Origin of the sequence: Enterococcus sp. CWB-B31 (genome assembly GCF_020567645.1) — a bacterium.
Lineage (GTDB): Bacteria > Bacillota > Bacilli > Lactobacillales > Enterococcaceae > Enterococcus_L.
Genome location: NZ_JAJDJW010000009.1, coordinates 29,548 through 55,766 on the forward strand (window position 1 = coordinate 29,548; position 26,219 = coordinate 55,766).

22 protein-coding genes are annotated in these 26,219 nt (G+C 37.4%); 5 read left to right on the forward strand and 17 right to left on the reverse strand.

Annotated elements, in window-relative coordinates; translation table 11 throughout:
* Positions 1 to 69 precede the first annotated feature (69 nt).
* Both LI954_RS09595 and LI954_RS09600 read right to left on the reverse strand, forming a co-directional pair.
* Positions 70 to 645 carry a GNAT family N-acetyltransferase gene (locus tag LI954_RS09595; protein ID WP_229444349.1) on the reverse strand — a complete coding sequence of 192 codons (576 nt, stop codon included), beginning with the start codon at positions 643 to 645 and terminating at the stop codon, positions 70 to 72.
* A gap of 114 nt (positions 646 to 759) precedes the next feature.
* Entirely contained in the window at positions 760 to 1,584 is an 825-nt protein-coding gene (locus LI954_RS09600) for a hypothetical protein (RefSeq protein ID WP_202067437.1), read from the reverse strand.
* A gap of 592 nt (positions 1,585 to 2,176) precedes the next feature.
* On the opposite strand from LI954_RS09600, the gene LI954_RS09605 reads away from it, so the two are divergent.
* Positions 2,177 to 3,838 (forward strand): phosphoenolpyruvate carboxykinase (ATP), encoded by a 1,662-nt coding sequence (locus tag LI954_RS09605; protein WP_229444350.1) that lies wholly within the window; start codon positions 2,177 to 2,179, stop codon positions 3,836 to 3,838.
* Between the two features lie 69 nt (positions 3,839 to 3,907).
* Here the strand turns inward: LI954_RS09605 and LI954_RS09610 are convergent, their stop codons facing one another.
* Both LI954_RS09610 and LI954_RS09615 read right to left on the reverse strand, forming a co-directional pair.
* Entirely contained in the window at positions 3,908 to 4,171 is a 264-nt protein-coding gene (locus LI954_RS09610; RefSeq protein ID WP_202067435.1) for a hypothetical protein, read from the reverse strand.
* An 873-nt stretch (positions 4,172 to 5,044) separates the two neighbouring features.
* Entirely contained in the window at positions 5,045 to 5,989 is a 945-nt protein-coding gene (locus tag LI954_RS09615) for a haloacid dehalogenase-like hydrolase (protein ID WP_202067434.1), read from the reverse strand.
* A 310-nt stretch (positions 5,990 to 6,299) separates the two neighbouring features.
* Here LI954_RS09615 and LI954_RS09620 point away from each other — a divergent pair, with 310 nt between their 5' ends.
* Positions 6,300 to 8,003 carry an NFACT RNA binding domain-containing protein gene (locus LI954_RS09620; RefSeq protein ID WP_229444351.1) on the forward strand — a complete coding sequence of 568 codons (1,704 nt, stop codon included), beginning with the start codon at positions 6,300 to 6,302 and terminating at the stop codon, positions 8,001 to 8,003.
* A 1,116-nt stretch (positions 8,004 to 9,119) separates the two neighbouring features.
* Complete coding sequence (locus LI954_RS09625; protein ID WP_202067432.1) at positions 9,120 to 9,947, forward strand: undecaprenyl-diphosphate phosphatase; 828 nt, start codon at positions 9,120 to 9,122, stop codon at positions 9,945 to 9,947.
* 248 nt (positions 9,948 to 10,195) lie between these two features.
* On the opposite strand, the gene LI954_RS09630 is transcribed toward LI954_RS09625, so the two are convergent.
* On the reverse strand, positions 10,196 to 11,221 hold the full coding sequence (locus tag LI954_RS09630; protein WP_420705900.1) for a DUF1002 domain-containing protein: 1,026 nt from the start codon (positions 11,219 to 11,221) through the stop codon (positions 10,196 to 10,198).
* A gap of 191 nt (positions 11,222 to 11,412) precedes the next feature.
* The gene (locus LI954_RS09635) at positions 11,413 to 12,564 is read right to left on the reverse strand and encodes an AI-2E family transporter (protein WP_229444352.1); all 1,152 of its coding nucleotides are present in this window, start codon (positions 12,562 to 12,564) and stop codon (positions 11,413 to 11,415) included.
* Positions 12,565 to 13,192: 628 nt separating this feature from the next.
* On the opposite strand from LI954_RS09635, the gene LI954_RS09640 reads away from it, so the two are divergent.
* On the forward strand, positions 13,193 to 13,471 hold the full coding sequence (locus tag LI954_RS09640; RefSeq protein ID WP_202067430.1) for a hypothetical protein: 279 nt from the start codon (positions 13,193 to 13,195) through the stop codon (positions 13,469 to 13,471).
* A 31-nt stretch (positions 13,472 to 13,502) separates the two neighbouring features.
* Here LI954_RS09640 and LI954_RS09645 read toward each other — a convergent pair whose 3' ends face one another.
* From LI954_RS09645 to LI954_RS09690, 10 genes are all read right to left on the reverse strand, one after another.
* Positions 13,503 to 14,132, reverse strand: coding sequence for a V-type ATP synthase subunit D (locus LI954_RS09645; protein WP_229444353.1), 630 nt, complete (start codon positions 14,130 to 14,132; stop codon positions 13,503 to 13,505).
* Between the two features lie 4 nt (positions 14,133 to 14,136).
* On the reverse strand, positions 14,137 to 15,513 hold the full coding sequence (locus tag LI954_RS09650; RefSeq protein WP_229441076.1) for a V-type ATP synthase subunit B: 1,377 nt from the start codon (positions 15,511 to 15,513) through the stop codon (positions 14,137 to 14,139).
* Positions 15,506 to 17,287, reverse strand: coding sequence for a V-type ATP synthase subunit A (locus LI954_RS09655; protein WP_324254751.1), 1,782 nt, complete (start codon positions 17,285 to 17,287; stop codon positions 15,506 to 15,508). The genes LI954_RS09650 and LI954_RS09655 overlap by 8 nt, the downstream gene beginning before the upstream one ends.
* Before the next feature lie 256 nt (positions 17,288 to 17,543).
* Positions 17,544 to 17,855, reverse strand: coding sequence for a V-type ATP synthase subunit F (locus LI954_RS09660; RefSeq protein ID WP_229444355.1), 312 nt, complete (start codon positions 17,853 to 17,855; stop codon positions 17,544 to 17,546).
* The gene (locus tag LI954_RS09665; RefSeq protein WP_324254752.1) at positions 17,845 to 18,846 is read right to left on the reverse strand and encodes a V-type ATPase subunit; all 1,002 of its coding nucleotides are present in this window, start codon (positions 18,844 to 18,846) and stop codon (positions 17,845 to 17,847) included. Before LI954_RS09665 ends, LI954_RS09660 begins: the two co-directional genes overlap by 11 nt.
* A 12-nt stretch (positions 18,847 to 18,858) precedes the next feature.
* The gene (locus LI954_RS09670; RefSeq protein WP_202067424.1) at positions 18,859 to 19,440 is read right to left on the reverse strand and encodes a hypothetical protein; all 582 of its coding nucleotides are present in this window, start codon (positions 19,438 to 19,440) and stop codon (positions 18,859 to 18,861) included.
* 12 nt (positions 19,441 to 19,452) lie between these two features.
* A complete protein-coding gene (locus tag LI954_RS09675; RefSeq protein WP_202067423.1) occupies positions 19,453 to 19,926 on the reverse strand; it encodes a V-type ATP synthase subunit K in 474 nt (157 codons plus the stop codon).
* A 16-nt stretch (positions 19,927 to 19,942) separates the two neighbouring features.
* Positions 19,943 to 21,943, reverse strand: a complete 2,001-nt coding sequence (locus LI954_RS09680) for a V-type ATP synthase subunit I (protein WP_229444356.1) — start codon at positions 21,941 to 21,943, stop codon at positions 19,943 to 19,945.
* A complete protein-coding gene (locus LI954_RS09685) occupies positions 21,930 to 22,256 on the reverse strand; it encodes a hypothetical protein (protein ID WP_202067421.1) in 327 nt (108 codons plus the stop codon). The genes LI954_RS09680 and LI954_RS09685 overlap by 14 nt, the downstream gene beginning before the upstream one ends.
* Before the next feature lie 654 nt (positions 22,257 to 22,910).
* Entirely contained in the window at positions 22,911 to 23,360 is a 450-nt protein-coding gene (locus LI954_RS09690) for a universal stress protein (RefSeq protein WP_202067420.1), read from the reverse strand.
* Positions 23,361 to 23,564: 204 nt separating this feature from the next.
* On the opposite strand from LI954_RS09690, the gene LI954_RS09695 reads away from it, so the two are divergent.
* Complete coding sequence (locus tag LI954_RS09695; RefSeq protein ID WP_202067419.1) at positions 23,565 to 23,714, forward strand: hypothetical protein; 150 nt, start codon at positions 23,565 to 23,567, stop codon at positions 23,712 to 23,714.
* Positions 23,715 to 24,494: 780 nt separating this feature from the next.
* On the opposite strand, the gene LI954_RS09700 is transcribed toward LI954_RS09695, so the two are convergent.
* Entirely contained in the window at positions 24,495 to 25,760 is a 1,266-nt protein-coding gene (locus LI954_RS09700; protein ID WP_229444357.1) for an aminoacyltransferase, read from the reverse strand.
* Between the last annotated feature and the right edge of the window lie 459 nt (positions 25,761 to 26,219).

The following is a 26,219-nucleotide window of genomic DNA, read 5'->3' on the forward strand; positions in this document are numbered from 1 at the left end:
TTTTACCGTCAATTACTTGATTCTGTCAATAACCTTTTATCAAAAATTTCAGTTTTTGATGGTGGAATTTCACTGTTTTTCAGAAACAGTCAGTCTTTTTTGATAGCTCCAGCTGTTTTTATGCTCCTTAAAGGGATAGAATTTCAGGCTGGTGAACATTTTCTGAGAAGCTTTATTCCAGTTGAATATCTCGCTGACAATCATTGATTCTCTGCCCATTTTTCTTGATTTATAAATAAAGTATTTCGTAACTGTCCGCCCAATATGACGACTTCTAAAATCCTGATCAATCACAATTGCGTAATCATCTTTTGCAAGCCAGACATCCCCAATTGTCTGATATTCATCATCTTTCAAATATTCTATATAGTATAATTGCCCATTTTCATTTTGCCACTTATACATTTCTTCAATTTGTTTTTTATTATAAACAGCTGCAGTCCCGACTATATTCTTCATACTCTCCGGATCACTATACCAACGAAGAGATTCTCCCCGAGTCTTATCAAAGCGAACCAGCCTAATTCGTTTCCCTAAATATACCCGTCTATTCTTAAACTGCCTGAAAGAGGGCTCCTGATTATCCGGAACCCTCTTTCTTTTTAATAAGACTGCTGCTTTTTCTTTCAAATCAGTAACGATCACGTGAACCACTTCTTACATATACAGGAACAGCACTCCTGCGTGTATTTAACAAGAAGAAAACACCTAAAGTGAATAAAATCATAAATCTCATCTTAATCCCTTCTTTCTGTCAGTCTACTGTACCGTCTGTAGTTTTTCCTGATGCAGCTGTTCTGCAGTTGGTTCCGGTTCAGTTGGTTCAGGAGCAGCAGATTCTGTTGTTGGAGCATCTGTGGGAGTATCTATCGGCGCGTCCGATTCAACTATTGCTAATGGCAACTCATTAAGCTTTAATATTAACTCTGTTTTGACATCCATTGTACTCTCAACAATAAATCGATTTCGCTCCTTGCCGCCTTCAAAAAAGATAACTGTGACGTCCTCTTTTTTTATATTATACTGCTTTTCGATTTCACTTGCATCATATATGATTGGATAAACAGTAAGACTGCGGCTGAACATCTTCATTTCTTCCTCATCTTCAAACAGTGAAATTACCCGATCATACGTTTTTCCACTTGGTACTGAAAATACAACTGTAATTGCACGGCTATCCTTAATCTCTTTTTCAATTGTTTTTGTATCAGCAAACTTCACTTTTTTACTGCTGAAGTCCACATCAACTAATGATTCGACCTGTGATAAACGAATATTTGCCTGGACTCTTGGAATGACCAAGAATAGTGCTGCAATAATAATGATCACAGCAACCCCCAGTTGAATCAGCAATTTGGGGTTCTTATTTCCCTTTTTAGGTTTATTGGTTGGGGTAGAATTGTTTTGCAAATGACTCTCTCCTCTTTTAAATTGATTATAGTCCATTCGTTGTTTCTTGGTTAATGGATTTTTTTCTGATGGTCCGGCTGCCAATGCGTTTCGGCTTCTCATAAACGCATTTGTATCGAGGATCGCAGTCCGGCGAGAACCGTAGATACAATGATTGTTACGGGGTGAAATCACAAAGAACTATTGGCTCTCCTTTTAATTTTTGTTAGCAAATAATCTTTAGCTCTGTTTGGTAGATTATTTGCTTTCTTTCGGACAGTCCGGCTGCCAATGCGTTTCGGCTTCTCATAAACGCATTTGTATCGAGGATCGCAGTCCGGCGAGAACCGTAGATACAATGATTATTACGGGGTGAAACTGCAAAGAACTATTGGCTCTCCTTTTAATTTTTGTTAGCAAATAATCTTTAGCTCTGTTTGGTAGATTATTTGCTTTCTTTCGGACAGTCCGGCTGCCAACACGTTTCGGCTTCTCATAAACGCATTTGTATCGAGGATCGCAGTCCGGCGAGACCGTAGATACAATGATTGTTACGGGGTGAAATCACAAAGAATCATCAACCGGGAATTCAGTATAGAATTTTTTCTCTTTTAAACTTGTGTGAACTATAGAATTCACTGAATTATTTTATTCCTTCTCATTTTCATTATACTAATACTTTGTTTTTTTGCCTAGAGAAACTATATTATTTTTTTATAGAAAACGCATACAAAACTGTTATTCTTATGATAAACTAGAATTAAACCTGACGAAAGGAGTGTTATTTATGAGCACCATCAGAAAATACAATCTTCAAGATATCACAAAATCGAATCCGTTTTTCTCAAAAATCAAAAGTATAATTGAAACTTCCTTTTATGCCAATAACGTAACTGAAGTTACAACAATTGCTCAGGCTTATCGGTTGGCACAACAGTCTCCCGGAACAATCGTCACAGATTTACCGATCGATCAGCCTGATTTATTCGGTTTACCTAAAAACAGTAAGATTCTTGTCACAAATGACGGAGAAATAGTCGGAAGAACTGCATCCGCCCGCCGAATTATCGGTCAGCCTGGAATAGATGAAGAATATTACAGCAGAATTCTTCGCGAAGCTGTTTATAAACTTGGAAAAAAGGAATGCTATCATTCTTCTGTAGGAATAGGTCTTGCAAAAGAGTTTATGCTTCAGGGACATCTTTTGCTGCCAAAAGGATTTGAAGGAAATCTTTATTCTTATTTACTAAATTTTCAATTTTTTGATTTCGAATATCAAAAGAGATACCAGGACTCTGTTCTTTACAACGAACCTGACCTTTTTCTGCTGGCTGATCCTGACTGGGTACACCCAGATTTTCCAAATGGTCTTGTCCTGATTGATTCGCTTCATAATACGGCTGCCATACTAGGTTTACGATATTTTGGCGAATTAAAAAAGGCTGCTTTAACACTCAGCTGGTCCATTGCTCATAGAAACGGCTATGTTGCCTGTCACGGTGGAATGAAACAGTTTCAATTAAATAGTCGTACTTATACAATGGCAGCTTTTGGACTTTCCGGTTCCGGTAAGTCAACAATTACTTTGGCAAGCTATCATAATCAGCCTGTCACGGTACTTCATGACGATGCCTTTATCATTTCAAAAAAACACGGTTCCTCAATTGCATTAGAGCCCTCCTATTTCGATAAGACACAAGATTATCCAATGAATAATCCAGCTGTTAAGCATTTTCTAACCTGTCAGAATGTAGGTGTCACCTTAAATGAGAACGGCAAGAAAGTTTTAGTAACGGAAGATGTTCGAAACGGCAATGGCAGAACAGTCAAATCACATTTAGCTACTCCAAACAGAAAAAATTATTTTGCTGAAAAAATTGATGCAGTTTATTGGATCATGAAAGATGACAGTCTTCCTCCGGTTGTAAGAGTGGACAATGCTCAGCTTGCCGCCCTTTTTGGTGTTACTTTGGCTACAAAACGATCAAATGCTGAACACTTAACAGAAAAAACGGACGAGGGGCAACTAGTTATTGAACCATTTGCCAACCCCTTTAGATGTTATCCTCTGGCAGAAGACTATCAGGACTTTCTAACTTTATTTGAAGATAAAATCTCCTGCTATATTTTAAATACTGGGCACTTTAACGGAAAGAAAATTACTGTCAAACAGACATTGGACAGTATTGAACAAATTATAGAAGAACAGACTGAGTTTGTTCCTTTCTCTCCAATCTCAGGTATGTTTTACCTTCCGATTCCGGATTATCTTCCAGATTTTTCAGATCAGACCTATCTAAACAAAATTTACTGTCATCTGGCAGATCGACTTGCGTTTCTAGAAGAACAGCAAAAGCTGTTGGCAGGTTACAACGCACTTCCATACGGAACTATTCAGCTATTGAAAAAAATCATGGTATCTTTGAGTGACTTTACTTCTGAAAAATAACGAATGTCCCATTGTGAAGAAAAAAAACACTGTTTTCATTTAAGATGAAAACAGTGTTTTTAGCCTATATTATTTCCGTACTCTCTTTGCTTCCTGATTCATCACCATGCTGCTCGCAATTCCAGCTGCACCTAAAATTATCGTCCACTTACGAGATGAAAGCAACCCGTAAGCTACTAGACTTGCTCCAACTATACCATTTGTAATGGTGCTTATTTCCAATGATCTTTTTCCAGGCTTCGGAAGTCTGATATTCATTCCAATGGATTTTTGAATTATTTCCTGAGCATCATCCAGTACACTAAATAATGAATCTTCTTTTTGTTCCTTCATCAATTTCTCCTCTTTTCATTTATTAATTTTTCTTCAACCATGTTTCTGTTTTTACTCAAACAAATCATCAATCATACTGTTTAAAATGAACATAAATATTTCTCTGGATCTGCGGCTCAATTGCTTCTTCATCTCTACAGTAAATAATAATGTACTTGAAACTGCGTAAACCTTCTCCCTGTCTATTTTCAATTTCAGGCTGGCTTCTTTAACCATTAAAAAAAGAATGATTTACTGTCAAATCTCATTTTTTCCACTTCTTCTGCAGGAATTCTATTTAAAAATGAGAGAAAAGCCGGAGAACCGAAATCATAGAGAAATGGTGTACGTTCATATTCCTGAAACTGCTATTCCATAGATTTAATAAATCTAATTATTTTTAGGACCGCCTCTTCAATCGTTCTTAAACACGAATTAAAGTATCACAGACGAAGGATAAAGCAGGTAAAAAGCTCCTGTTGAAATTCCTATAGCCGAAGTTACATCGCTGATACTCATTTTTTTATAACCAAACAATCTCCATCTTTTTTACATTCCACACATAGTCTGTCCTTCATATAGTACCTTTTCTACCTCTGGACATACGCTCTTCTCCTATGCTATGAATAAAAAAATTTTTTCGTTCACAATATAATTATAACCTACTTCGCTTTTCTGTCAATTCATTCTGTATTTGAATTTACCCCAAATTTTAGAAACTGATACAAAAAATTATTAAACTAACAGTATTTCGAAGTGTATTGCATTTGTTTAGAAAATAGCTTCTGCAGCTACTGATATAATAGGGTTCTTAGTGACAAGCAGGTAAATTCCAAATTCTATAAATAGAAAATGAGTACAGATCTTTTTTTGATCCATACTCATAATTTTTTTCTATCTGTTTACTGATCGAGCCATCCGATTAATGGTGTGGCGCATTCCTCTGATTGCTATAGACATTTCATAAATATTTTCAGCCGGTGCCAAACCGCCATAGCCAGCATCCCCAATATGCTGAATGTCCACTCCGCAAATTTTGTTAATTAATGCAATTTGGCGAATCGTTTCTTTATTCGCACTTTCCTGACTCGTTCCAATCGCAGACATAGTCAACAAGTTGTATTTTTTTGCTATAGCAACTGCTTCTTTCAAATTATCTTCGGTAAAGCCCGGAACTGTTCCAACTGCAGGAAGTAATAGAATATCCGCTCCTGCTTTCGCATATGCTTCAACTGCTTCACTTGAAACAACAGGCTCCTCTGAACCGGCACTATGCATTTTCCCTGCAATTACAAGTCCGGAGAAATTTTCTTTTGCTACAGCTACTGCTTTCGCAATTTGTTTATTTGTTACACCTGTACCTGGATTACCAGTCAAACAGATAAAATCTATACCTAGCTCTTCTGCTCTTTGAATCGATTCTTTTGAACTTGTTCTCCCTGCAGAAATTTCAAGCTTTTCACTAAACATTTCGGAATCTGAATCTACAGGTTCCAGATTGACGCCAATTGGTCGTCCAACCAGCTTTTTTAACTCAGCAATTGGATTTTCTTTATTTTTTTCCGGATGTTGAAGATAATCAAATACTTTCGCCTCATTCATTCCAGGCAATCCCTGTACAATTGGATTAAAGCAGTCAAAAGCATTTAACAGAATCAAATCAGCACTATAGGCAGCTGCCACTTCTGCATTCGTAATATCTCCCGCCTGAGGAGAAGCAATTACTACATTTTCAGCCAGAATTGTTCGGCCTTCACTTGCCTTAATTGACTGTTTCAGTTCACTGGCTGACATTTTTGAAATATCACTGTAACTTGCACTAATAAGTCTTTTTACCATTATTCATCCTCCCAAAATTAGGACATGTTATGTTGAAAATAACAACAGAAATCTATTTTTTAAACTTTTTGCCGCTGATGCTCCAACCATGCCTCATTATATACCTCCTAAAGTATACTGTACTGAACTGAGAAATAAAAGAAAATTGACAATAGAATGTTAATCATGCAAATGAATTTTTTTCACGATCAGCTATTCACAATTAGCAACATTTTCTTTTAAATCGGATACATACACTACTTCCTTTATTATTAACTCTGTATTCGTTATAATAAGAATGTTATGGATATTACAGAAATGAGGGAATAACATGTCTTTCGATGGAGTTTTTACCCACGCAATAATAAATGAATTATCCGATCAGCTTATATCCGGACGTATTTCAAAAATTCATCAGCCTTATGCCAATGAGGTTGTTTTAGTCATTCGTTCTCAAGGAAAAAATCATAAATTGTTGTTATCTGCCCACCCAAGTTATGCTCGAATTCAACTTACCAAAATGGTTTACGGAAACCCCGAGACACCGCCGAACTTTTTAATGATGCTGAGAAAATATTTAGACGGTGCCATCCTCGGAACCATTCAACAAGTAGAAAATGATCGGATTATTCATCTATCATTCACAAAACGCAATGAACTTGGTGATCTTCAAAATATTCTTTTAATTGTTGAATTGATGGGACGACATAGTACGATTGTGCTTATTAATCAGGAAACCGGTAAAATTTATGATGCAATCAAACATGTCGGCAGTTCTCAAAATACCTATCGTTCACTGTTGCCGGGAGCAGAATATGTTTCACCTCCCAATAAAAATCAACTAAATCCATTCACAGCATCAAAAGAGAAAGTTTTTGAAATCCTATCTAAAGCAGAGGAACTAAGCGGTTCATTTTTACAGCAGCAGTTTCAGGGCTTAGGCAGAGACACTGCTGAAGAGCTGGCTTTCCGTCTAATCCAACAACCGAATAATAAAATCCCTGTATGGACATCCTTTTGGGCGGACATTCAATTACGTCCTTTACCCACCCTTACACAGACAGAACGAAAAGAGTTTTTCACTCCTGTTCCATTCGAAACATTGTCTGGAGAAAAAACAACTTATGACACATTAAGTCAGCTGCTTGATGTTTTTTACAGCGGTAAAGCTGAAAAGGATCGTGTAAAGCAACAAGGAGGCGAACTTATTCGTAAAATTGAGAATGAGTTAAAAAAGAATCATTCCAAGCTTGGCAAATTGGAAAAAACATTGGCTGATACTGAAAATGCAGAATTCTATCGCAGAAACGGTGAGCTGCTCACCACATTTATGACACAGGTTCCAAAAGGAGCGGAAATAGTAACACTGGATAATTATTATGAAGAAAATCAGCCAATTGACATCAAACTAAATCCTGCTTTTTCTCCAAATCAGAATGCCCAGAAATATTTCCAGAAATATCAGAAGCTGAAAAATGCTGTCCGTGTTGTACAAGCACAATTGGAGCAGACGCAGCTAGAAATTCTTTATCTCGAATCTGTTCTTTCACAGCTGGAATTGGCCACCCCTATGGATATTAGTCTGATCCGAGAAGAATTGCTCAATGAAGGCTATATAAAAAAACAAAGACAAAATAAGCAAAAGAAACAGCAGCAGAGTAAACCTGAGTCTTTTATTTCTTCAGAAGGCGATACGATTTTAGTCGGCAGAAACAATCTTCAAAATGACCAGTTGACACTAAAAACAGCGAAGAAAACAGATTACTGGTTACATGCCAAAGATATACCGGGATCACATGTTATTATAAAAAATTCGGCTCCCTCTGAAAAAACACTTTATGAAGCTGCAGTTCTTGCCGCTTATTTTTCAAAATTCCGATTATCTGCTCAGATACCAGTAGACTATGTTCAAGTCAAACATGTGCATAAACCCAATGGGGCAAAGCCCGGCTATGTAATTTATGAAAATCAGAAAACATTATTTGTCACGCCTTCAGAAGAAGATGTAGAACGATTAAAAAGAGAGTCAGTCTGAAAATTAAAATAGTTTTGAAGAAGTTGTGATAAAACTTCTCCATACAACGAGTAACCGCAGGAGCACTTCTACACGTCCTTAACTGCGACGAGTAATCGCAGGAGCACTTGCACGCCCTTAACTGCGACGAGTAACCGCAGGAGCACTTGCACGCCCTTAACTGCGACGAGTAATCGCAAGAGCACTTGTGCACGTCCCTAACTGCGACGAGTAATCGCAGGAGCACTTGCACGTCCTTAACTGCGACGAGTAATCGCAGGAGCACTTGCACGTCCTTAACTGCGACGAGTAATCGCAGGAGCACTTGCACGCCCTTAACTGCGACGAGTAACCGCAGGAGCAGAAGTTCCCAGCTTCAAGCAATAAGCAGAAAATTCCGAAAATGACAAGAAACACGGAATGTTTCATTCCGATATTGATTGATTCCTAATTGGTACTCCACAAATTTTTAGTGAATTTCGGCTTATTTCCGAGATGTTGCCTGCGATTACTCATCACAGATTAGGACCGACAAGTACTAGTTCTACTTTGCCACTTCTGCTTATATTCGTACTTTAGCAGAATGGTATGCGTAGTTCCGATAAGTATTCCTTGAATCACTTGATGTAGTAGAACTTTATGCGTAGCAAAACTACTGTTGCTACGAGTCTAACGATTCTTGAGACAAAACATTACGCTGTATCCGTTATTCTGCGTCTGCAGTTCTCACTACACTACACATCATTTTGATCTCATCACTTTCTAAACGGCAGAGCCGCTAAGAATTGAAGGACTTCGTTCCGATCCTCGAAGCATGGAGGGGCTTGGCTCCTACGCTTCTTACGAATGCTCGAACCATACAAAGACTGGAACACCGTTTATCCGGCTTTAAAGATTTAGGATATATTAATGTCACAGACCCTTTCCTACGATTAGTCAAGAGAAATATAGAACATTTTTCTTATTATTTAATTTTTTCAATGGATAAAAGAGTGGATAAAGTGTACACCAAATAAACCATATAATTCTCTAAAATTTTTATCTGGTTTTCTATCACTGGTTGGTTTTTTCTCGACTTAAAGGTATACTAGGTTATATGCATTTTTATATGTATTTATCATAGAAAGGAATGAACCTATGTTATCTAATTTATGGAAAGCAATTATCCTTGGTATTATTGAAGGTATTACGGAATGGCTTCCTATCAGCAGTACCGGGCATTTAATTCTGACCGATGAATTCATAAAAATGAATTTAAGTGCAGATTTCATGGAAATGTTTAATGTTGTTATACAATTAGGCGCGATTATGGCTGTCGTTGTTCTCTATTTTCACAAGCTTAATCCCTTCTCCAACAGTAAGTCAGAGGGAGAAAAAAGGGAAACCTGGGAATTGTGGAAAAAGGTGCTGGTCGCCTGTGTTCCTGCTGGTATAATCGGAATATTCTTGGACGACTGGTTAGACGCACGTTTTCATAACTTTGTCACTGTATCCATTATGCTGATTGTTTATGGGATTGGCTTTATTGTTATTGAAAAACAGAATAAAAATAAACAGCCCAAATGTACGAATTTGAAAAACTTTACGTATAAAGCAGCAGTGATTGTCGGTTTTTTCCAGGTTTTATCATTAATACCAGGGACTTCCCGTTCTGGAGCTACAATTTTAGGAGCAATCATGATAGGTGCTTCCCGTTATGTGGCAGCTGAGTTTTCCTTCTTTTTAGGAATTCCTGTAATGTTTGGTGCAAGCTTTCTTAAAATTGCGAAGTATCTGATGAAAGGTAATTCGTTTAATTTTTCTGAGCTGTTTATCTTACTGGTAGGTGCAGTTGTTGCTTTTCTTGTATCAGTAATGGTGATTAAATTCTTGTTAAACTACATTCGAAGACACGATTTCACTGCATTTGGCTGGTATCGCATTGTACTTGGTATCTTGCTGATGAGCTACTGGCTGTTTTCATAAGCATCACGAGCGATTTTTATTAATTTATGCAGAAAAGAGCCTGTGACAAACACTTTTATTGTACTCAAAAATCCCAATGAAATGAACCCTTTCCAGTTCTTTCATTGGGATTTTATTATGGACTTTTTATCACAAGCCCTTTCATAACATACAAAAAAGTTGGTTATCGAAAATCTTCCACTTTCAATAACCAACATACGTATTTCAGTTAGCAGTTCCATTTGACAATGAGCCTATAAAAGCAGCTGCTAATTAAACAGTCCGCTGAAGAAATCTTTGACTGACTGCCACAAGCCTGCAAAAAAACCTTCATTAGCTTTTAAAGCACCAGTCAGATCACCAAATCTGTTGCCAAGATCTTTTAAAGTATTCTGGAAGCCTTCACTGATTTTATCAAGCTGTGCAATAGATTCTGCAGAAAGTACCCCATCTATTGAAAGATACTGTTGTGCCAGTGCAATTAGTCTGTTGATGCTGTCCTGAGAAATATACTGTGATAAATCATTTTTTTCAATGGCATTATTGACAACCGTTTCCACTTCTTCGACAGTGACTGCATCCCCTTTCTGATTTTTCAAATCAGCAAGTTCCCTTTTTATGTCAACCAGCGCCTGATTCAGCTGAGTCTGATAAGCTTTATTCGCTGCCTGTTTTTCTTCATCTGTCATATTCGAATTGTTCCTGACTGCCTCGTTCGTAATATCATTGGCAACATCGGTTGTAGTTGTTAACTCTTCCTGCGCCAACTGTGCACGATCTGAATCCACTGCTTCTCCATTTGCTTCAAAAGCTTTGTAAACACCGGTCAATGCACTTTCGCCAGTTACCTTGACCACACTTCCTACTTTGATTGTTGCATCACTGATACCTGCTGTAACAAGCGGATTTTTGTACTGATCTGCTGTAATCAACGTAATATTTTCAGGTGTCACAATATCAACAGTGATTCCTTTACCTTCATTTTCTCTGTTTACCACGACTGAACTTAGCATTGCTGCATCATCACCGCTTCCTGAGCCCAGATATTTAATTAAATCTGCGCCTGTAGCAGTTTGGATATTCACCTGATCTGCACTGATACCAAGTATTTTCATTGTTTCTTCCCGTTGGGCATCTGATAATCCTGCGCCTGCTACAAATGTTGGTTTTCCCCAACGTTCATTAATCACTGTATCCGAGGCACTCGCTTCACTTAAGGAAGGCATCATTGTACTGATTCCACCAACCATTAATAAAGCAGCTGTCACTGCAGCTGTTAGTTTTCTAAATTTCATTTTGACCCTCCACCTTACTTTGAAAGATATAGTTGCACATTTCTATCATAGCGGAATTTATCAAATAAGGGAAATAACAACGTTTTTCTTTAAAGATTATTTACTAAAATTTGCGAAATTTAAACAAATCAAAAAGGTTGTAAGACAGCCTCCAACAATAGTTGCTTGTCTTCATCTGACTCATTAACATCTCAAAGATTCAACTCAGATACCTTTTCCTGCTTTTTTTGGGTCTCTTCTCTTTGAATATATATTTTTCCCAGCTTATAGATACTGGCAGTAAAAGGAATACCCAAAAACATACCTGGAATCCCAGCCAGCGGACCAAAAACTATGACTGAACCAAGTACATAGATACCCGGCAAGCCAACAGAATTGCCTACCACACGCGGATAGATGAAATTGCTCTCGAATTGCTGCAGAATAACTAGATAAACCAGAAACCACAGTGACAATACAGGATTAACCGTAAATACCAGAAACATACCAATGGCTCCGCCTACATATGCCCCGACAATCGGAATAATATTGATAACCCCCACTAAAGTCCCTACCAGTACCGGATATGGCATATTGAAAAGAAACATGCCTGTTGCACAGAGTGTCCCCAGAATCACTGCTTCCAGACACTGTCCTGTTATAAATGCGCTGAATGTCTGATGAATAATTAACAAAACCAGATTCGTCCGCTGCTGAATTTTCTTTGGAAAATAAAGCTTGGACAAGCGTTTATACAAATGTATGAATCTTTCTTTATCAACTAGCAAATAGATAGCAAAAACAAAAATCAGTAAAAAATTAAACAGACTCCCAATTAATGTACTGATTAAATTAATCAGTATATCAACAGTATTCGCCACACCGCCCCCAACAAAACTAAAAATATTTTGAAGGAAAGACTTCCAGTCCAGTTCAAGTAATTTCAGATTTTTTTCAATTTCCGGATTATTTTTAAAGATTGCTGTCAGAAATTCCTGAATCTGATTAAACGTCTTAGGCAAAGAAGCCAGCAGCATATTAATTGATTCAAAAATTGTCGGAAAAACCAATCCAAAAAATGTTGCAATAATTATTACGAGCAGAATTAGCGATGCCAATAAACTCAACGCTCGTTTAAAGCGATAGATTTTCTTTTCCCTTACTTTTTCAAACAGCTTCTCAATTCGGGACATAATCAGATTAATTACATAAGCCAGCAGGATAGCAAAAATGATATTGGAAAAAGCACCTAAAAGATTCTGCCCCCATTTCAGTATCGTCTGAAAATTTAAAAGCCCCAGGACAATGATCGTCCCTATAATCAAATATTTTTTTATCATTTTATCAATTGACAAATTATTCATGAAAATACAGCAACCTCCTTAGATATCTCTAAGAATACACAAAACTTCAAAAAAAGTATAGAACTATCTGCTTTTTACAGAATCAGCATTTAGATTTCTCTTACTTAATACCTGCTGAATAACTCAAAAATACTGCATAAATTAATTGTTAAGCAAAAAAGGTTAGCGAATCACCGATAAAAAACATTTTTTAGAAGTTATTTAGACTTTTTGGCAGACAATAAGTTTATGAAATAAGTATTCATTTATAAAAAGTGCACAGTTTTTATTTTAATTAACAGCAAAACCGTGTACTTATTTTACAAAATTGGGATAAACACTTTAGATTAGATATATTTTCTGTTTTATTCAGTATGAATTACTTAAAGAAGCCTTGAATCCCAGCTGCAAATAATATAAGCACTCTATCTAAATAATCCTTTAATCAGAAAAAAATGTTGTATTTCCCTGTAGAAAAGATGAATGTCTCTTTCATTCAAAAATGGGATGTTACATTTATTGATCAATATAGCATTCTTATAGTAAATAAATTTTTTATTTTTAAATAGAATTCATTTACATATTTATCATCTTATGATATCTTACATATAAATGTAAGCGCTGTCCAAAAAAAAAAGGAGATGTTTTCTTGGAAGAATTTAATGTAATTCTCAAACAGTTTGAATATTTGAACATGGACAATCCGAAAGAATGGATGAATTCTTCATTGACACCTTCTCTGCTTAAAACAATTCAGTCGCTCGAAAAACAAATTGGTTTTTCTATTTACTATATTTCTCACACAAACCAGCCGGTACTGACAACGAAGGGCAGAATATTTCTTCAAGTTATGGCCTCTGCTGCTAAAAAGAACAACCCTGCATCCTTATCATTCAGCTTTGATCAACAGGAAGACCCGATGGAATAACTCTGATTCCTCGGATCTCTGATTGTATTATCTAACTCCCCATATCTTTAATCTTGATTAAACGGGTGATTTCCCCACGCTCGTTTTCTTCCAGCTTCATCTTAATATAATAAATCGTTTCTTCCAACTGCGGAATCGTCAAGTACTTCAATGCATTAACACGCCTGCGTGTCTTTTCAATTTCTTCTGCCATCAGCTGACAAGTTTTTTCAACCTCTGCCAATTCAAGCATTTTAGGCAGGATTGAGGATATTTTATCAAATGAACGATCCAACTCTGCGTTGGAGTTTAAATACCCGTAATCTAAAGGCGAATCCACGATTTCTTCATCATAATGAAAGTTCATAATTGGAACGGTTACACTCATTACGTTTTTTTCGATGATATCCATCGTTACTTCACTTGCAGGAATGGAAACCAGCCCTTCAATAAAGGCTTCATTCAAGGTACTGCTTGCCAGAACAAAACTTGACAGCGCACCATTCAATTCTTCTTCCACATCAATTCTCAGCTGATTGTTTTTTCTGATCAGGAGAATAAATTGGCGAATTAACTCATCCTGCTTATCCTTTAATAATTTATGCCCTCTGGCAGCAGTTCCCAACATTTTTTTTAATCGGGTAAGCTCCATGCGGGTAGGATTTACATTCAAGCGTACCATAAAATCACTCTCCCACAGTCAAATATTCATCCAGCATATCATCTTTTATTCGCTTTAATTCAGTTCGCGGCAGGATGGACAGCAGTTCCCAGCCAAGATCAAGCGTTTCCTGAATTGAACGATTTTCAGAGAAGCCCTGATTGACATACTCATTTTCAAATCGATCTGCAAATTTCGCGTAGATTTTATCAACATCAGAAAGTGCTGATTCTCCAAGAACCACAGCCAGTTCTTTTGACTGTTTTCCCTGTGCATAGGCAGCAAACAGCTGATTCATTGTCGGCGCATGATCAATTCTTGTTTTCCCTTCGCCTGTTCCTTTATCCTTCAAACGAGAAAGCGACGGCAATACATCAATCGGCGGCTGAATCCCCTTCTTATACAACTCTCTGGATAAAATAATCTGACCTTCCGTAATGTAGCCTGTCAAATCAGGAATCGGATGCGTCTTGTCATCTTCCGGCATGGTTAAAATTGGAATTTGAGTCACTGAGCCTTTTAGACCTCTGATTCGTCCGGCACGTTCATACAATGTTGCCAAATTCGTATACAAGTATCCCGGATACCCGCGGCGACCAGGAACCTCACGTCGAGCTGCTGATATTTCACGCAGTGCTTCACAATAATTTGTCATGTCGGTCATGATTACCAGCACATGCATGCCTTTTTCATAAGCCAGATATTCAGCAGCTGTCAATGCCATTCTTGGCGTAGCAATCCGTTCAATCGCAGGATCGTTGGCCAGATTCATGAATAGAACAGAACGGTCAATTGCACCGGTCTGACGAAAATCCTCCATGAAAAATTCTGCTTCCTCAAAGGTAATTCCAATTGCTGCGAATACAACCGCAAAATCATCCTCACTGTTCAACACATTTGCCTGTCTGGCAATTTGTGCCGCCAACTCTTTGTGCGGCAGCCCTGATCCTGAAAATACAGGGAGCTTCTGACCACGGACTAATGTATTTAAATGATCTATTGCAGAAATTCCAGTCTGAATAAATTCATCTGGATAATCACGATTAAATGGATTGATTACTTCCCCATTGATATCCACCTGTTTTTCAGGAAGAATAGCCACACCATTATCCTTGAGACGTCCAAGTCCATCAAAAATACGACCGACCATATCTTCTGAAACACCCAGTTCAAGAGGATGACCTAAAAATCGAACTTTCGAATCACGAATATTAATGCCGCTGGTTCCTTCAAAAATCTGAACCATTGCTTTATCTCCGTTAACCTCAAGTACCTGACCTCTTCTAATTTCACCATTCTGCATGCGAACTTCGATCAGTTCCTCATACTTTACACCTTCAACTTTTTCAACAATCATCAAGGGACCGACAACTTCATTGATCGTACGATATTCTTTAATCATTGGTCATCCCTCCATCTGCCACAATTTGCTTCATCGTTGTTTTAATTTCGCCTGCCAATTCATCCATCTGATAAATCTTTGCTTCCGGAACATATTTGCTTCGGGCTATTTTATCTCGAATCGATTCCGTTCCCTTCATAATTTCAGAAAAGTAAGCATTTAATTCAATGGCTTTCTTTCCTTCTTCAAAGAATGTCAGAATCAGACGCATCATCTTAAACTGTTTTTCTCTTGAAGTAAATGTATCCACATCATCAAATGCATTTTGCTGCAAATAATCTTCTCTAAGCGATTTAGCAGTTTCTAAAGTTAGACGGTCTTTATCAGATAAAGAATCAATTCCAACCAGTCGTACAATTTCTTCCAGCTGTGATTCTTCCTGCAAAATTCTCATTCCGTCTGCTACCATTGCAGACCAATCCTGCTGCAGCTGCTGATCCAAATATTTGCCGACTTCCGTACTATACAATGAATAACTCTGAAGCCAGTTAATTGATGGAAAATGTCGTTTCTGAGCCAATGCCGAATCCAGCCCCCAGAATACCTTCACCACACGCAGAGTATTTTGTGTCACAGGTTCAGAAATATCTCCTCCTGATGGTGAAACAGCACTGATAGCTGTAATGCTGCCTTCCCGATGATCTTTTCCTAATGCAACGACATAACCTGCACGTTCATAATATTCTGCCAGTCGGCTGCCGAGATAAGCAGGATAGCCTTCGTCACCCGGCATTTCTTCCAGACGCCCGCTCATTTCTCTAAGTGCTTCTGCCCAGCGGGACGTTGAATCTGCCATAATTGCCACTGAATAGCCCATATCACGAAAGTATTCTGCAATAGTAATTCCTGTATAAATCGATGCTTCCCGAGCAGCTACAGGCATATTGGACGTATTTGCGATCAATACTGTCCGTTCCATTAATGATTTGCCTGTATTTGGATCAATTAGTTTAGGAAACTCATTTAGTACATCCGTCATTTCATTTCCACGCTCGCCGCAGCCCACATAAACAACCAAATCAACATCTGCCCACTTGGCAATTTGGTGTTGAACTACTGTTTTACCTGCACCAAACGGACCTGGAACAGCTGCTGCTCCCCCCTTGATTACCGGGAAAAAGGTATCAACTACTCGCTGACCGGTAATCATCGGTGCAACAGGATTCATTTTCTGAGAAATTGGACGTCCTCTTCGAACCGGCCATTTCTGCATCATGGTGAACTCTTTGCTACCTTGTTCTGTCTCAAGAACATAAACAACTTCTTCAATTGTGAATTTGCCGGATTTTATTTCCGTAATTCTACCTGATACACCAACTGGCACCATAATACGATGCTGAATAGCTTCCGTTTCTTCAACCGTACCGATGATGTCGCCTGCTGAAACTTCTTCACCAGCCACTGCAACAGGAACAAACAGCCATTTCTTTTCTCGATTCAATGAAGGGATTTTTACACCTCTGCTGAGAAAATTACTGGCAGTCACTTCTGCAAAGGTATCCAATGGACGTTGAATCCCATCAAACATTTCAGAGATGAGTCCCGGAGCAAGCTCCACTGACAGAGCTTCTCCTGTGGTTGCCACCGGTTCACCCGGACCGATTCCAGTTGTTTCTTCATATACTTGAATGGATGCAACATCATCGCGCATCTCAATAATTTCTCCTATTACTCCCAAATCGCCTACATAACAGATGTCCTGCACACTTGCATCGGACATGTTATCTGCCATAATCAGCGGACCGGATACTTTAACAATTCTTCCTTTTTGCACTATCATTCCTCCTGTTCCGAGCTTTCACTGAAAATTTATCAGAGGGCATTAACCGCATTACAGCTTTCCATTAAAAGCAGCACTGCGAACCCCTCCCATTCAAAGTCAGATTGGGTTTTCATCTGCTTAACTCAAAATTTCCGGAATTCATATGATACTCGTAAGTAATTCGTTCTATTATTATTTTAGGCTCTAAATTTCCATAGTGTTAAAAAGTTTCTTCAGCTTCATCCTTCTTGAATTCAACAGATAAATTCTATAAAATATTTTGTCCAATTGCCTTTTCAACATTTTCCTGCACAGCTTTTTTTCCAATCCCCTTTGATCCTGCATTACTGGGAATTAGTATGATGGCCGGCTGGATTCTGCTTCTGTAACGGTTGATTGTTTCTGAGACCTGTTCAGAAGCTTCCTCCGTAATAAAGATTACACCATAATCTTCAGCAGCCATTTGTTCAATGCTGTCTCTAATTTGACGAGCAGACATCCCATAACAAACATCAAAGCCAAACAGTTTGAAGGGCATAACAGAATATTTATCCCCGATAACGCCAATTTTATGAGCCATGGACTATCCGCATCCTTTCTTTCAGTCGTTCTGTCGGAAAATGATTTTTCTTTCCAACAACAAGCAAACGGAGGTTTTTCCACTCTACTTCCTTTGCATTTAGATACGCAAGCAAAGGTAACGGACCAAATGCAGTCACACGCCCTTTAACAAAAAGGTTTGTTAAATAATCATCTTTCTTTTTTTCAAAGGCAGTTAAATCCAAAACATGCGTTTCCGGATTCACGATTGAAGAAAGCATATCACCATATTTCGTTGACAAAATAAATGAGGTATATGCTTCCAACGATTCTTTTGCATATGGCAAATGGTCTTGCTTTGCAATACTGCCCGAACTAGAAAGGATAGTGGATAAAAAAGTTCTCGTTTGCCTCTGAATAATCCCTCTTGCCATAACAGCAATGTTTGTCAGATCAATAAACGCTGTAACCTCTGCAATAATATCTGGGTATCCCAATTTATCCGCCAGCTGTTTTTGAAAAGTTAAAAACAGCCGATCATAGATAACGTCAATCGCCTGAAGCAGTGTTGATTCCTGAAGATAATCAAATACCTCTCTGATGGTACTCAGCAGCTCTTCCGGCAGTTCACTGGACATTTTTGTATGAACCGCACTTTTCATAGTTGATAGAGAATATCGCCCGTCCTCAATAAATAGGTGGTCCAAATGTTGATTTGTGACCTCTGCTTTTGTCAGAACCTTTAAATTATGAAAAGTAAAACGAGAAGTATAGATAGCAATAATTTCAGGCTCAGGCGCCATCTGATAGAGCCATTCAAATAACTTTCCCTGTTCTTTTGAATAAATATACTCAAAATTTTCCTCAAAATCTGTTTTTAAATATTCTCCATAAACAGTATTTCTTAAAATATCACGAAGCTCCTCCATATCTGCTGCCTTCAATAGCTGCTCATATTGGGATGCTGTCAGCAGCTCCATTTCTTTAAGACGAATTAAAGGATTGATTTGATTGTATGCTGTTTCTTTCAACGCTATCCTCTCCTAACCAAATAGCATCTCCGCTATTTTATAGATTTCCGTCGTTTGTACTTCCTGAACCAACGTAGAAAACAGGAAATTATATTCAATTCCATCCTTTGCAAGCACAAAGCCGCTTTCTTTTGGGATGATTTTCTCAGACAACTGTAATGTCAGCTTATCTGTTGCAAATTGATCAAGCCAGGTCTGACTTATTTTATCTTTTGAGTATTCTCCTGCGTTGAATACAACTTCACCGGATAAATCCAGCTTGGATAACATTCCAGATGCAAACTGCTGAAAGGTTTCTGTATCCCATTGCTTCATTTTTTCAGTCGTTTCTTTAAACAATTGACCGAGAAGCTCCTGCTTGCTGTTTAATGTCGCCTGCTTTACTTCCAGCTGCTGTCGATTTTGTTTTTGCCTAAATATCTTTTTACTCAGCTCCGCATTTTTAGTGATTTGTTGCTTTTTTTGAATGTCCAAAGCAGCAATCTGTTCATAAAAGTTACTTTCAATACGGTTTACTTCGCTCTTTTTGACTGCTTCTGCTTCGCGGGTTCCTTTTTCGAGAATCTGCTCAACAATCTTTTCAATTGCATCCATAGTCAACCTCCCTTACTTCACATTCAGCACAAGTAAGAAGGAAATTACAAAGCCCAAAATTGCATAGGTTTCTATCATTGCAGCATAAATAATTCCCTTTGTTGCATGTTCAGGCTTTTTAGCAAGAATTTGGATACCTGCCGCAGCAACACGTCCCTGTGAGATACCTGAGAATAATCCTGCAAATGCAATTGGTAATGATGCAACAAAATAATTCAGTCCCTGAACCATTGTCATACTATTATCAAGGTCGATAAAGATAAGGAACGCGATAACGAATCCATATAATCCCTGTGTTCCGGGAAGCAGCTGCAGGATCAGAGCTTGTCCGAATTTCTCAGGCTGTTCGGTTGTCAGTGCTGCTGCTGCTTCTCCTGTGAATCCAACACCTTTGGCAGACCCAATACCAGATAAAATTGTTGCCATGGCCATTCCTAAAACTGCAAAAAGTATTCCGCCATTTTCATTAATTAAATAATCAATCATCTCTACATTCCTCCACTTATTTCTTCAATTTCGTCTTTTCGATATTCAGATGTTTCTCTTCTGCTTTCAGCGGTTGAAAAGCTCTTCCGCCTCCTGAATAAAATTTTCCGAAAAACTCTACATATTGCAAACGTGCACCGTGAACATAAGCACCCAGCAAACTCAGGAACAAGTTTAACGTATGCAAAGCGATAATCAGCAAAATTCCGACAGTAAATCTGGCAATCGGCGGCATGAATGCAACAAGCATATTAAAAGCTGCAGCAATGCTTCCGCCTGAAATTCCCAGTGCCATTAAACGTGTATAACTAACCAAATCACCAATATAACCCGTTAAATTGTACAGTTCATAAAGTCCTTTAGCAATCCCTTTTACTTTGGATTTGGATTGAATCACAGGTACTGCCACAATTGACAGGGCAGAAATTACAGCTGCTGTGATTCCGACAATGAAAAAGCCATTGTTGTTCATTACCAGCATTCCCAGAACAGCAATCAGAATACCTGTTAGCAATCCCTGCCAGGCAAAGCTGTCGCCAATACTTGTGAGATACTGCTTCCTTTTCATCAATTCAATTCCATTAATAATCAAACCGGTCATCAGCTGAATAAAACCAAACGCCACTGACAGAAGCAAAATCGTATTCACATCTTCAGTTGTTGAAAGAATTGGAAACGGCAGATGTATACTAAACAGTGTTTTTGGAAAATCAACACCAAAAAATGAACCGTAGATAATTCCCCAAACAATTGTCGGAAATGACAGGATAAAGAAAAAATCAACAAAACGTTTTTTAACTCTATTCAAAACTATATTTTTTCTTACAACCATTGTTATAAGAAACATTAACAGTCCATAACCCAGATCTGCAACCATCATCCCAAAAAATACCATATAAAAAGGAGTCATCACCGGTGTAGGATCAATTTCATCATATTTCGGTAAACTGTACATTTCTGTCAGCATTTCAAAGGGTGCTGCAACTTTATTATTTTTTAACTTAACAGGAATATCCATCTGAATTTCTTCAGCAGTCGGCTGTTCGAATGTCAGATATACCTCGGTTTCAGGGACTGCTTTATTTAGGACTGACAAAAAATTATTTTTTTCTTCCTCAGGAATCCACCCCTGCATCAGACAGAAATAGTGTGTATTTAACAAATGGTCCTTTGCCTGCTCCCTATAAATCAGAGCATAAATCATTTCTTCTGCAAGATACAGTTCCTCAAGATGATCTCTGTATACCCCAAGTTCCTTCTTAATTGTTTTCTCTTCATCAACAAGCTCTACCAGTTCTTTTTTTGTATTTTCATAGGCTTTGCTCGGTACAACATCATAAGGATAATTCATTCGCTCAAAGCTGAAACGGTTTAACAGTCCGCCAATCTCATCTTCATTTTCTTTCAAATAAATCAGGCTGTAGTAAACATGATTTGTACTATAATACAACTCTTCATAATAAATCGAAGGGATATTCTTTAAAGCTGCTTGAAACTCTTCATTGTTCGCTGCATTAATCGAACCTGATACCAGAGAAGCCTCGGTCAGTATCACTCGCTGAGGTACAACATCAAGTGCCTGCCACCTTGTCAGCCAATCTTCTTCTGTAAGAAGCTTTTTCCGTTGACTGTTCACATAATCCAGACGCCTTTTTAAACTTTCAACAGCACTCAGATAACCTAGGATTTTCTCCTGATTAAAAGATGATTCCAGAGAATCCAATGACTGTACTCTCCTCTTAAAACCATTTTTATGTCCTTCTTTACTTGAAAAATAATCAATAAACAGGAGTACATCATGAATCCTCAGCAGCATTTCTTCGTAGAATTTTTTCCTCTGCCTGTTGCTTGCTGTCTGATCTAAAGAAAAATAGTGATCAATATAGGACTGGTCCACACTGGAATGATAGAAATCTTTGATTTCTACTGCCTGCAGTCCCTGAATTGCCTGAAGGATCGTCTCCTCCTGATCTGCCGCGGCTATAATCGTTACTTTCTCCATTTTATTGACTGCCATAAAGTACATTCACCCTTTCAATGACATAATCAATCATTTCATCTTTATTTCTATCATATTTCTCCTTAAAAAGATCCTTCTGTTCCTCTGCTTCTTTCAATAATAGTTCTTTTTCATTTTGAAGCTGCTGCTGTTGAATTTTTGTTGTCTCCTTCAGCAGTTCTTCTACTTCTTTCTGGTTTTTCGTTTGAAGAAGGAGCAGTTCCTGTTCCATTTTCGCTTCATACTCAACCATTTCACGCTGTACATCCTTTTTCATTTCCTGTACACGCTCTTCCGCCAGTCTGATCTGTTCCAATGCATTGAATACCATCCTCTCACCTCCAACATTCGTCAATTTTGTCAATTTTCTAAATAGCATAAAAATTAAAGATTGTTTACAAGGAAACGGATTATTCCTCTCAATGAACACACAAAAGAGGCCGAACTCAAAAGTCGTTCTTCTCACCCCTTGAAGAACCTGATCCTTGAAGCTTCCGCCCAACCATTATATTCATTCACATAAAATACATTTTAACAAAAAAACTGCAGAAATTCAAACCAGTTGTTGAAATGTTATTTTTTCTACAGCTAACTCTTTATTTAGTTAAGCAGACATTTCTATAGTCCTCAGTATTTCCAGCAGTTGTGATATCAGCGATACTCTCTAATCAGCCAGTCATCCAGTTTTGACAATCCAGTTGCATAGGATCAATCGTCTCAGGGCGTTCAATCTCAATTAAGCACCGCACACCAGCGCTTCTTCTGTGCCTCTGACAATTACAGCTGCAGCTTCTTCTTTTCCAAAACAGCAATTGGCTCTTCGGAAAGCATCTTTTCACTCCCTCTTTTTTTACTGTTATAAATAACTTAACATCTTTAAGAAGATTTGAAAACAAGCTTTGAGAAAAAATATCACTTCCATTTTAACAGAAAAAGAAGTGAAAATAAGCGAATCCTCCTCACTATTTTCACTTCTCCTAAGTACCTATTCTTTCCCTGCAACAACCAATACATCACTGTTAGAGTGATTAACCACATACGAGGTTGTTGAGCCTACAAGTACACGCTGCAATGCATTCAACCCAGTTTTACCAATCACAACTAAATCAATCGGCTCTTCAGATTCAGAAAAATCAGAAAGCAATGTTTTAGGATAACCATAAAGAACATAGGTTGCCACATTATCCAACCCGCCTGCATGAGCCAAGTCTGCTCTCTGCTGCATTTTTTCTTCTTCTCTTTTTCTAAGGACTTCCATCGCATTGGTTACCGAAACCGTAAGCTCCCCAAAATAATTACCGATTTCCTCAATAACATAAACAATATGAAGCTTTGCCTGATTTCGTTTCGCAATTTCAAGTGCTTTCTCAAACGCTTGTTCTGCCTGAGCTGAACCGTCAACTGCTACTAAGATATTTCGATATGTTTGTTCCATGATGAATCCCTCCCTTTATAGTTCTATTTTACTATGAAATGGGGAAAAGGCAAAATAATCCAACATTTAAGAAAAGAAACAAAATAAATAATCTAAATAATAACAATTGTAAATAGAGGAAAAAAATGATATGATGTATTTAGGATTTCGTTATCATATTATCGTTGCCTTTCAAGAAACAATTATGAAAGGAGTATGATTTCTATGACATACAAAACAAGAAACATTGACTACCGTGTAGCTCTAGACACAAAGAAAAACATTTTTATGGTCTATGATGCGAATGATCATAACAAAGTTGCCTATGGTGTCACAATTGAACAAGCTATACAACAACTAAAATTAACTGCTTAAAGTAAGGAGTAAAACAGTTCAATGGACGAGTTGAGTAGTAACACTACGGAATAGAAAAGGTATCAGGACTATAAATAGATCTGATACCTTTTTTGTATTCTAAAATCCTTTGTATCCATTTCATACGTTTTTGGTTAAAAACTATATCCATCCCACGCACCCTCTTCACTAAATGAATTGTCTTTGGCATCGGCACCTCTTGATCTCTCATTCTCTATAAGCTGGTTTCTAAATAAAAAACAAGCTATAGCACCTCCCCAGGCACCATAGCTTACTTTTGCACTTTCTAAATTGAAAATTGAACTTAATCTGGTCTGCACTTTATAGTTCTTTAAAGTCTGTTGTAATTTGAAGTAAATCATTAGACTACTGTATTATTTCACAAGCAGCAGTATTAGACAATATTGCATGAGCAATTTTATCATTCCGGCCTCCCTTTCTCAAATTAAGAAAAAACATGTTTACAAACATCCATTTTCTTAAGTAAAGAATAACAAACAAATATGAAGAAATAAAGACATACACTTATTTTTTGCAAATTTTGCATAAATAATCTCAAAAAATACAAAAAAAACTAAAATGAGAGAAAAACTGTTCTTTTGTATGTTATATCAGCAAGAAAACTGATATAAGTACTTAACTTTAAAGGTTTTTTCTGTATCAAAAAACATTTTTTAAAGAAAAATACGAAATATTCCTCAAAAAAACCAAGGATAAAGTGTTTGTCATAGTCCCATCACTCTAAGTATAAACCAACAAACTGATAGTAGGCGCCTTATTCTACCCTCTACCTCTGAGTTTATTAACGAACTCGCGAACATGCTTCAGTATCATATATGCTTTATACTTACCAGGATTAATAATTGTTTTAAAGGTACCGATCTTTTCTTCTGCGTAGCCATTAAAAGACTGCTTAAATTTCAGAATACCATCTGAGCCGTCAAAAATACCCTCAATTCCATAAAAATTGTATAAAGGAATATTTTTTTCCACTGAATATCTTAGCATTTTATCTTGAATTAAAAATGGCGCATAAAGCTTTTTAAACTCTTCTTCTGTTCCTGAAAAGAGGTAAACTGTTTCATGGGGACAGCTCAGGAACAGTGCACAGGCTAATGCAACTTCATCTCCATGTGTTTCAAGCATTTTCTTTCCTTCTTCAATGCGCTTTTCATATGTTGAAAATTCATCTGAAAATTCACGTTTTTGGTTGTTTTTCTTTCGACTATTAGGATTGATCGCCAAAAATGCTGCTACTTCATCCAATTTTTTCTGCAGCTGCTCTTTCTGCTGTACCAGACTCTCCAAATAGGTTCTAAAATTTATTTCAGCAACAACAAATTTCGCCCGATCGCCGTATGCTTTGTAAACAGCTTGATAATAATCCAGTGATTTATCCTTGAAGTTTCTTCGAATACTTGTACGTTCAGTAATTTCTTTGAACTGCGGAAGCTCTTCGTACCTCAATTCTTTTGTTGTTATTCCAAAGTTTTTTGCTTTATTTAAACTGTATTTTGCATCTTTACCATAAGATTTCAGAAGCTCTGGCTCAGTAAAACCTTCAAGTGATTTTTTGTAAATCCATTGCGGATTCCCATCTGTAGCATAGCCGCTTGTAAACCCTTCGTGAATATATCCTTCTTTTGAAAACTGCTGAATCACTGACTTATCTTTATCATTCAACAATTTTCCATAGTAATCATACATACCATAAGCACAATTTGGACTAATTGTTAGATACAAACATCCTTCTTTTTTTACATACTCTTTTAAATTTTCCAGAAAGTAAGAAAGCAACGCTGTATTATTTTTAGGTATTTCAAGTCCGTCAATATCAAAAACAAAACCTACGCCCAATTTCGTTTTGGTCATTAATGCTGACATCACGGTATTATCAGATTCATCCTTGACTCCTGGGAAAAAGACCTCTGCTCCTCTTGATTTTTTCAGTGAAGCCATCTCTTTCGTTTGGAGATAATTTCCATTCTCAGCTTCATCAGTAAATTTTCCAAATTCATGTTCTTCAAGTAAATAAAATTTATACATACAGCAGACTCCCTCATCATTTATAAAGATTGAATTATTGTCATTTTAGTTTCCTAATGTATAGACCAAATTAAAACTAAGTAATACTTCTAGTCCAAGAAACGTACAGCATATACCAGAAGCATAGAAGCAAGTCTTGCATGACCCTCAGACATGTGACGAGCATTCGTAGAAGCAAGCTTTTAACACAGGAATAAATTATTGCTAATTCATCAGATTATCGGTTCACATACCATTCTACTAGATGTTCCTGTAACAGTGGGACTGGCGATTCTCCCGCTGCTTTTATAGCTGTTCGTTCTTGTCATCGAAGCGTACAAGTTACTATTTTCTATCATTGGACATCATCTATAGACTATCTTTTATCGTAATTTGAGCAGAACGCTAGTTCGCTATTACACAGTCAATCACTGGCTTAATTAGAACTTTTTTCCTTTACACAGTAACATTCTATATTAT

Excerpts from the sequence above, each read along its gene's own strand:
- LI954_RS09605 (WP_229444350.1), top strand. The coding sequence starts at position 2,177 with ATGAGCACCATCAGAAAATACAATCTTCAAGATATCACAAAATCGAAT.
- LI954_RS09610 (WP_202067435.1), bottom strand. The coding sequence starts at position 4,171 with ATGAAGGAACAAAAAGAAGATTCATTATTTAGTGTACTGGATGATGCT.
- LI954_RS09615 (WP_202067434.1), bottom strand. The coding sequence starts at position 5,989 with ATGGTAAAAAGACTTATTAGTGCAAGTTACAGTGATATTTCAAAAATG.
- LI954_RS09620 (WP_229444351.1), top strand. The coding sequence starts at position 6,300 with ATGTCTTTCGATGGAGTTTTTACCCACGCAATAATAAATGAATTATCC.
- LI954_RS09625 (WP_202067432.1), top strand. The coding sequence starts at position 9,120 with ATGTTATCTAATTTATGGAAAGCAATTATCCTTGGTATTATTGAAGGT.
- LI954_RS09630 (WP_420705900.1), bottom strand. The coding sequence starts at position 11,221 with ATGAAATTTAGAAAACTAACAGCTGCAGTGACAGCTGCTTTATTAATG.
- LI954_RS09635 (WP_229444352.1), bottom strand. The coding sequence starts at position 12,564 with ATGAATAATTTGTCAATTGATAAAATGATAAAAAAATATTTGATTATA.
- LI954_RS09645 (WP_229444353.1), bottom strand. The coding sequence starts at position 14,132 with ATGGTACGCTTGAATGTAAATCCTACCCGCATGGAGCTTACCCGATTA.
- LI954_RS09650 (WP_229441076.1), bottom strand. The coding sequence starts at position 15,513 with ATGATTAAAGAATATCGTACGATCAATGAAGTTGTCGGTCCCTTGATG.
- LI954_RS09660 (WP_229444355.1), bottom strand. The coding sequence starts at position 17,855 with ATGGCTCATAAAATTGGCGTTATCGGGGATAAATATTCTGTTATGCCC.
- LI954_RS09670 (WP_202067424.1), bottom strand. The coding sequence starts at position 19,440 with ATGGATGCAATTGAAAAGATTGTTGAGCAGATTCTCGAAAAAGGAACC.
- LI954_RS09675 (WP_202067423.1), bottom strand. The coding sequence starts at position 19,926 with ATGATTGATTATTTAATTAATGAAAATGGCGGAATACTTTTTGCAGTT.
- LI954_RS09680 (WP_229444356.1), bottom strand. The coding sequence starts at position 21,943 with ATGGCAGTCAATAAAATGGAGAAAGTAACGATTATAGCCGCGGCAGAT.
- LI954_RS09685 (WP_202067421.1), bottom strand. The coding sequence starts at position 22,256 with ATGGTATTCAATGCATTGGAACAGATCAGACTGGCGGAAGAGCGTGTA.
- LI954_RS09690 (WP_202067420.1), bottom strand. The coding sequence starts at position 23,360 with ATGGAACAAACATATCGAAATATCTTAGTAGCAGTTGACGGTTCAGCT.
- LI954_RS09695 (WP_202067419.1), top strand. The coding sequence starts at position 23,565 with ATGACATACAAAACAAGAAACATTGACTACCGTGTAGCTCTAGACACA.
- LI954_RS09700 (WP_229444357.1), bottom strand. The coding sequence starts at position 25,760 with ATGTATAAATTTTATTTACTTGAAGAACATGAATTTGGAAAATTTACT.